This window comes from Stenotrophomonas sp. FW305-C-20-S1 (assembly GCF_058783335.1).
The window spans coordinates 77,992-84,696 of the sequence record NZ_JBYTEK010000019.1 but is presented as its reverse complement, the minus strand read 5'-3'; the positions used below and the strand labels follow the sequence as shown (position 1 = coordinate 84,696).

At 62.8% G+C, this 6,705-nt stretch carries 6 protein-coding genes; 4 read left to right on the top strand and 2 right to left on the bottom strand.

Features of this window, described 5'->3' with window-relative positions; translation table 11 throughout:
- The first annotated feature begins 251 nt into the window (after nucleotides 1-251).
- Complete coding sequence (locus tag AC3WTC_RS12255) at nucleotides 252-461, top strand: YegP family protein (protein ID WP_080150815.1); 210 nt, start codon at nucleotides 252-254, stop codon at nucleotides 459-461.
- 283 nt (nucleotides 462-744) lie between these two features.
- Here the strand turns inward: AC3WTC_RS12255 and AC3WTC_RS12250 are convergent, their stop codons facing one another.
- Together AC3WTC_RS12250 and AC3WTC_RS12245 are read right to left on the bottom strand one after the other, a co-directional pair.
- Nucleotides 745-1,641 carry an AbiTii domain-containing protein gene (locus tag AC3WTC_RS12250; protein WP_139785010.1) on the bottom strand — a complete coding sequence of 299 codons (897 nt, stop codon included), beginning with the start codon at nucleotides 1,639-1,641 and terminating at the stop codon, nucleotides 745-747.
- An 858-nt stretch (nucleotides 1,642-2,499) separates the two neighbouring features.
- Nucleotides 2,500-2,928, bottom strand: coding sequence for a hypothetical protein (locus AC3WTC_RS12245; protein ID WP_080150844.1), 429 nt, complete (start codon nucleotides 2,926-2,928; stop codon nucleotides 2,500-2,502).
- Between the two features lie 557 nt (nucleotides 2,929-3,485).
- Here AC3WTC_RS12245 and AC3WTC_RS12240 point away from each other — a divergent pair.
- The 3 genes from AC3WTC_RS12240 to AC3WTC_RS12230 all read left to right on the top strand — a co-directional run bounded on the left by AC3WTC_RS12240 (nucleotide 3,486) and on the right by AC3WTC_RS12230 (nucleotide 6,705).
- Nucleotides 3,486-3,866: a tautomerase family protein gene (locus AC3WTC_RS12240; RefSeq protein ID WP_080150818.1), complete on the top strand. Its 381-nt coding sequence runs from the start codon at nucleotides 3,486-3,488 to the stop codon at nucleotides 3,864-3,866.
- Between the two features lie 192 nt (nucleotides 3,867-4,058).
- Nucleotides 4,059-4,448 (top strand): DUF2946 family protein, encoded by a 390-nt coding sequence (locus AC3WTC_RS12235; RefSeq protein ID WP_080150819.1) that lies wholly within the window; start codon nucleotides 4,059-4,061, stop codon nucleotides 4,446-4,448.
- Between the two features lie 118 nt (nucleotides 4,449-4,566).
- Nucleotides 4,567-6,705 carry a TonB-dependent receptor gene (locus tag AC3WTC_RS12230; RefSeq protein WP_492711506.1) on the top strand — a complete coding sequence of 713 codons (2,139 nt, stop codon included), beginning with the start codon at nucleotides 4,567-4,569 and terminating at the stop codon, nucleotides 6,703-6,705.

Genomic DNA, 6,705 nt, shown 5'->3' with positions numbered 1-6,705 from the left:
CCCCCCCCCCCCCCCCCCCCCCCCCCCCCCCCCCCCCCCCCCCCCCCCCCCCCCCCCCCCCCCCCCCCCCCCCACCCTAGAGGCCGAAATACTGTCCTTTACCGGGGTCCGAATTCCCCCCGGTGGCTGTGGATAACGGCAGGGGCCCCCGTTCGCAATTTTTCAACATGTTATCCACAGGGTTGTCCATGGCAAGGTGTGATAGCTGTCACATATATTCGCCCCGACCATTCCGGTCAAAGGAGAACGGCATGACGGGACATCCTCAGCAGTTCGTGATCTACAAGGACAAGGCCGGTGAGTTCCGCTGGCAGCTCTACGCGCAGAACAGCAAACTCATTGCCGATAGCGGCGAGGGTTACAAGAACCGAAGCGATTGCATCCACGGGGCCAGGCTAGTGAGCTCGATTGCAGCTGGCGCGTTGATTTGGGACAAGTCAACTCAACAATGGGTTGAGTAGTTAATGCAGGGGCGGCGCAGTCCTGCGTCGCCCCTTTGTCTCAGTGACAGGATTAAGGCCGTGCTTGCCCTGGGCCTGCTCAATGGCGTCGGATGCGCTTCCTACCGCAGGTAGCACGCTTGCGGCCATTGCGTACTTCGAACACCGCCGAGGGCGGCGCCTCTCTCACTGACTTACAGTGCTTATGCAGCTGGGCGTCGATTAGCATGTAACGGCCGCGCAGAACAAATTGCGACGTTCGGCACGCGGCTGCGACCCTATCAAGAGCGCCGTTGCAAATGCTCTAGCTCGCAAGTGCAGCGAGCTGCGGTAGGAAGGGGGCAACCGCGGTTCCTATGATCTGCATGTGATCTGATACGGTCGAGACAAACCTAACGTATGCCTCGTGGAAGCTCTTCTTGTTCCCAGCCAAGCGCATTTCCTCAACTGCCTCAGTAAGACGCCGGATGGTGTCTTGATCGGCCGCAGAGGTCGAAATTGCTTTCACAAGATCTGTGAACAGGGCGGACTCATTGTGTACCGACGTCGCTGTCTGGGTCGTTCCTGGGCTACCGTTTGCGACGTTCTGTACAGTTCCGTAGATGTTCGTATGGAAGATCTGCTGAAGTCTGTCCTGTGCGATGGGTTCAACGTTGGGCGGCGCTTCCCCCGCTTCTGGGGCTGCCGCCTCTATGTCTATAGCGAAATTTAGAACCTTCGTACGGACTGTATCTAGAACGCCGACAATTCCTGAGACAGGGATGACCTTCCACGCCTCCATGCAGTTCATTCCGTTATAGATACTCTTGCCGAAGTGTGCCACTAGGTCGGGATTCCAGGGCTCACGTAGAGTCCCTCCATCTGAGTTCTTGACGAGACTCTCAAGCGCCGCGATTCCATTCTGAATGTGGATGTGGCTGAGCATCTCTTGGAACTCGCCTGGCAAGCAGGACAAGGGGATGTTTGCGTTTCTCAGCCCCGACTGAAAAGGTCCGGAGAAATGGCCCTTTGAGATTACTGTTGCAACTCGATAGGGGGGAAGTTCGTCGGCGGATTCGTAGCCGTTGAGTTCCCTTGCAACCCAAGATCTCAGTTCGTCATTCTGCAGCCGCGCTGCCAACAGGGTGCACTTTCGTAGCAAGTCTGAGAGTGGAATCGAAGAGTCGACTGCGGCCTGTTGGATATCTCGGAGAAGTGACATGGCGTTTCCCGGCGGCTCTAGGGCTGTGTTGTTGGACGTATCCTAGAGCAGAGGTGGGTCCCCATGCATGCTGGGTGCGTAGCTGATTAGCGCTCTCAGCGCAAACTGTCGCCGGATTCGATCCACGCCAGTACGTCGCCAAGGTAATACCATGGCGTTTTGGCGGGCTGGAAGTAGCGAGGCCCCTTGCCCTCAAGCCGCCAGCGCCTCAAGCGGCTGACAGGGCAATGGATCAGTGCAGCTGGCGTCTGTTCTGTGACGCGCCCGTCAATTATCACGTAGTGACCTGTCGCCTCCAAGCGCTCGCGCACTTCTGTGATCGAAGCCGGAAGACTGCTGCCGTGGGCAGCGCGTGGTTCCTGACCGCTCACTTGTCCCTCCGTTCCGCTGGAGCCAGCAGCAGGTTGTAGTAGCCGCTTGCTGCTACTCGATGACTTTGACGGCAGCGCGCGTCCCGAGCAGCTAGTGCATAGGCTGTTTCTGACCGAATGCCGCGAAGCTGCTTCACCAAGTCGTGCATCGCGTCCGTCGTGGCCCGTGCAGTCCGGGCCAGGCGGCGTACGGCGGCGGTGAACCTGGTGCGCTGGTGAACGTGGTGCATCGGGTGCGCCCCCTGCAGCCCTGCGCCCGTTGCACCGTTTGTCACCCGTGACAACGCGGGTCGATCCCGCAGTGCAACCGCGTCGCCATTTCTGGCGGTGCGATAACGCAGGGAGCGTTAACAGCAGTGGCGCGGTGTGCGCGAAACAACACACCGCTTGGTAGTAGTTATCTGTGTAGCGTTCAGCGCTACCGGATTCGCCCATAAATCGCCTCCTTCGTAGCGCTGCACGCTACGAATTTTTTGTTGCCTGCGATTTACCCGGGCTTGTTTACCACCGCTGTGATCGCATCGCCCAGACCAGTCTGCGCGGCATGCGCGATCTGGCGCGCGGCCAGCAGCAGACCATTTCGATGGAAATCGCCGATCTGCTCGTCGGTATTTCCGTCCACGCGTGCGCGCTCTGCCGCGTGCAGAAGATCGAGCACAGCGGTCAGTGCGGACAGTGAACGGCCGAGGGAGGCGAGGGTCTGTGCGTTGAGCATCTGCGTGGTGCACGGCTGGCCGTCTTCGCCATCTCCCCTGCGGATCGCATCCAGGAAGGTGAAGAACATCGGCTGCGCGGGAGGGAACTGCTGCTCCTTCAGTGCGCACTCGATCTCGCGTGCGAGGTCTTTGGGAACGTCGCTGGCCATTTCGCCGATCAGAGCGTGCAGGCGCGGAATGAGGACGGTGTTGTTGGTCATGGTGGAACCCTCACTGGCATAGGCCACCTTCCAAAGAGAAGGTGGCGGACGGTGCGGGTTGGCGTGCCGGGGCAAACACAACGGAGTGAGAAATCACCCGGCGGATCGAGTGATCCCCACGCACCGCCCGCCATTGAGGGCAGTTGGTGCATTCTTGCGGCTACGCACTGCTGCGCAACCCATCCGTTCGGTTTGCTTTTTCGAGACGCCAATCCCGGCCAAGGCAACCTGCCTCGGCCCGGCGATCATCGAGTTGAACAATCACACTGGTCTGTAAGGAAATTTCGCAACAGCACCCGGGCGTACCGCGTGTTCCCCGATCTGTGCGGGACAGCACCCGCACGCCGTGCAGCGCATCACTGATGGCGTCATCCACCGACCGCGCTGACCCTGCGCCTGGCGTCACCCTGCATGGACGAACGTGGCGATCACGTCACTCCGCGCGGCGCATGCCATCGATGGAAGCAGAGGGTTCCATCCATGCGCTGTCCCGCCGCCCTCGGCGGGCGTAATCTCGGCCCATTGCCGCATCCCCCTCCCATCCCTGGAGTGCCACCATGCCGCTCGCCCGTATCGATCTTCGCAAAGGTAAATCCGTCGAGTATCGCCAGCGTGTCGGCGAAGCGATCTACCAGGCCATGCGCGCCGTCGGCGTGCCGGAAAACGATCGCTTCCAGATCTTCCAGGAGCACGACGCCGGCACGCTGGTGTACGACCCGGGTTACCTGGGCATCGCCCGCACCGATGATTTCATCTGCATCCAGATCACCTGGAACGAAGGGCGCACGCTGGAGCAGAAGAAGGCGCTGTATGCCGGTATTGCCGATGGACTGCACGCGGCGGTGGGTATTCGCCGCGAGGATGTGTTCATCAACCTGGTGGAAGTGAAGCGGGAGAACTGGTCGTTCGGTAATGGGGTGGCGCAGTACGTGAGTTGATGCGCGAAGAGCATCCACGCATGGCGTGGATCTACTGGGGAATCCGTGATGTGGGCGGTGCCAGAACCCTGCGTCACCGTGTCGCAGGGGCCAAACCCTGAACGTGGTCCAAGGTTGGCCCCGGGCTCGTAGAATGGCTGGGTGCGCCGCTCCGTTCTCCACCGCCGGTTCCAGACCCTGGCATGGCTTGCCATGCTGTTGGTGCTGCTCGCGCCTCTGGTGAGCCGCTGGCTGGTACATGGGCACGTTGTTGCGTCTGCCGCACCGGTGGCGGCCATGGACCACGCCGCACACACCCAGCACGCGATGGAAGGGCATCACGACCATCACGCGATGGCGATGCAGCATGGCGAAGCGACACCGAAGCCGCCGGCCGATCCACACGCCGACCACGAGATGGGCGTGGACTGCGATTACTGCCTGATTGCCGCACGACTGATCACGCTGTTGGTGGCGGCGCTGCTGTTGATGATTCTGCTGGCACCGGTGTGCCGCGCGCTGCGCGGTTCGGTGCAGACGTTGCCACAGCGGATCTGCGGCACGTTGGGTGCGCGCGGGCCACCGGTGCTGCTGGCCGTCTGAGCGCTTTGCGCACGCGCTGATTGATTTTCCCGGGTTGCCAGGCGTGGCCTGGCACTACCGCGTGCGCCTTTCTTTCTGCTGCCTCGCAGTGCGGGGCGGTCTTGCATGCCGTGAACAAATGAAAACAATCCTCAACCCTGCGCGTCTGTGCAGGGCCGCGCTGCCTGCGCTGTGTATGTCCCTCCTGCACACCATGCCCGCCCTTGCTGCCGACGCGGCACCACCGACCACCCTGGATACCGTCCGCGTGGTCGATACCCGCAGCGGTCCGCTGTCCTCCACCGCCAGCACCGGCTCGGCGCTGGGCCTGAGCGTGCTGCAGACGCCGGCCAGCCTGACGGTGATTTCACGCGAGCAGCTGGAGCAGCGTGGCGATTCCAATCTCAACGACGCGATCATCCGCGCTGGCGCGATCAGTGCCATGCCCCATCCCGGCAACGGCCTGAGTGCGCTGTCCAGCCGTGGTTTCACCGATGGCGCCTCGGTGATGCGCCTGTACGACGGCCTGCGCCAGTACGGTGGTGTGGGCATCACCTTTCCGTTCGATACCTGGTCGATCGAGCGCATCGAGGTGCTGCGCGGGCCGGCCTCGGTCATCCACGGCGATGGCGCCATCGGCGGCGTGGTCAACATCGTGCCGAAGAAGCCTTCGCGCGGCGCCATCGAGAACGAGGTCAGCGTAACCCTGGGCAGTGAGGACACTGCGCGCCTGGGCTTCGGCAGCGGTGGCGCACTTACGCCCGTGTTGGCCTACCGCGTGGATGTCAGCGGCAACTACAGCAGCGGGTGGGTCGATCGCGGCCAGAACGGCGATGCCACGTTCTCTGCTGCGCTGCTATGGCAGCCACGGACGAACCTGCAGTTCACGCTGACCCATGCGCAGGGCTACCAGAAGCCGATGCGCTACTTCGGTACGCCATTGATCGATGGGCGGCAGCTGGACGCGCTGCGCCACGAGAACTACAACGTGGCCGACAGCGTGATCCGTTTCCGCGACCGCTGGACCCAGCTCGATGCGGCTTGGACGCCGAACGACACCGTGGAATGGCGCGCGCGCGTCTACCAGATCGACAGCCAGCGTGACTGGCGCAATGCCGAGGCCTATGTCTACAACGGGCGCACCGGCCTGATCGACCGTTCCGGCAACACCCAGATCACCCACAACCAGGACCAGACCGGACTGACTTCCACGCTGCGCCTGCTGGGCAATGCGGGTGGGCTGCCGAACAGTTTCGCCGTCGGTTTCGATGCCAACCGTGCGCATTTCAAGCACACCAACAACACCTATGCGGGCAGCTCGGGGCCGGTGGATCCTTTCAACCCGGTGCCCGGTGGGTTCAGCAGCGATGCCCCCAACCTGCCGCGCTACCGCAACAGCGCCGAACAGGTCGCGTTGTTCGTGGAAGACCGGCTGGAACTGAGCGAGCGCTGGTCGGTGCTCGCGGGCTTGCGCCACGATCGCGCCACGATCGACCGCAATGACCTGGTCAGCGGCCAGCGTGCGTTCTCCGGGACCTACAACAGCACCGGCTGGCGCGCGGGCACGGTCTTCGCGCTGCAACCAACATTGACCCTCTATGCGCAGTACTCGCAGGCGGCCGACCCGGTCAGTGGGCTGTTGATGATCAGCCCGGCCAACGGCGCGTTCGATCTGGCCAAGGGCAAGCAGATCGAGGTTGGCATGAAGCAGGCCTTCGACGGAGGCGAGTGGACGCTGGCGGCCTATCGCATCCGCAAGACCGGCCTGCTGAGCCGTGACCCGTTGCAGCCCGACCGGCGGGTGCAGGTGGGGGCACAGACCTCAAAGGGAATCGAAGCTTCGTTGAACTGGAACTTCGCTCCACAGTGGTCGCTGGATGCCAACGCGACCGTGCTCAAGGCCGGGTTCGAGGATTTCCTGGAAGCCACCGGCACGCCGGCGGTGATCGTCTCGCGTGATGGCAACGTGCCGCCGAACGTGGCCGAGCGCCTGGCCAACGTCTGGTTGAGCTGGCAGTTCCAGCCCGACTGGAGCGTGGCCAGTGGCGTGCGTTACGTGGGCAGGCGCTATGCCGACAACGCCAACACGCTGCAGCTTCCGGGTTACGCCACCACCGACCTGGCCCTGACCTGGCAGGCCGCGCCGCGCACACGGCTGACCGCGCGCGTGTTCAACGTGTTCGACAAGGCGTACTACGCCACGGCGTACTACACCAGCACGCAGTGGCTGCTGGGCGCAGACCGGCGCGTCGAGTTCAGCCTCGACCATCGCTTCTGA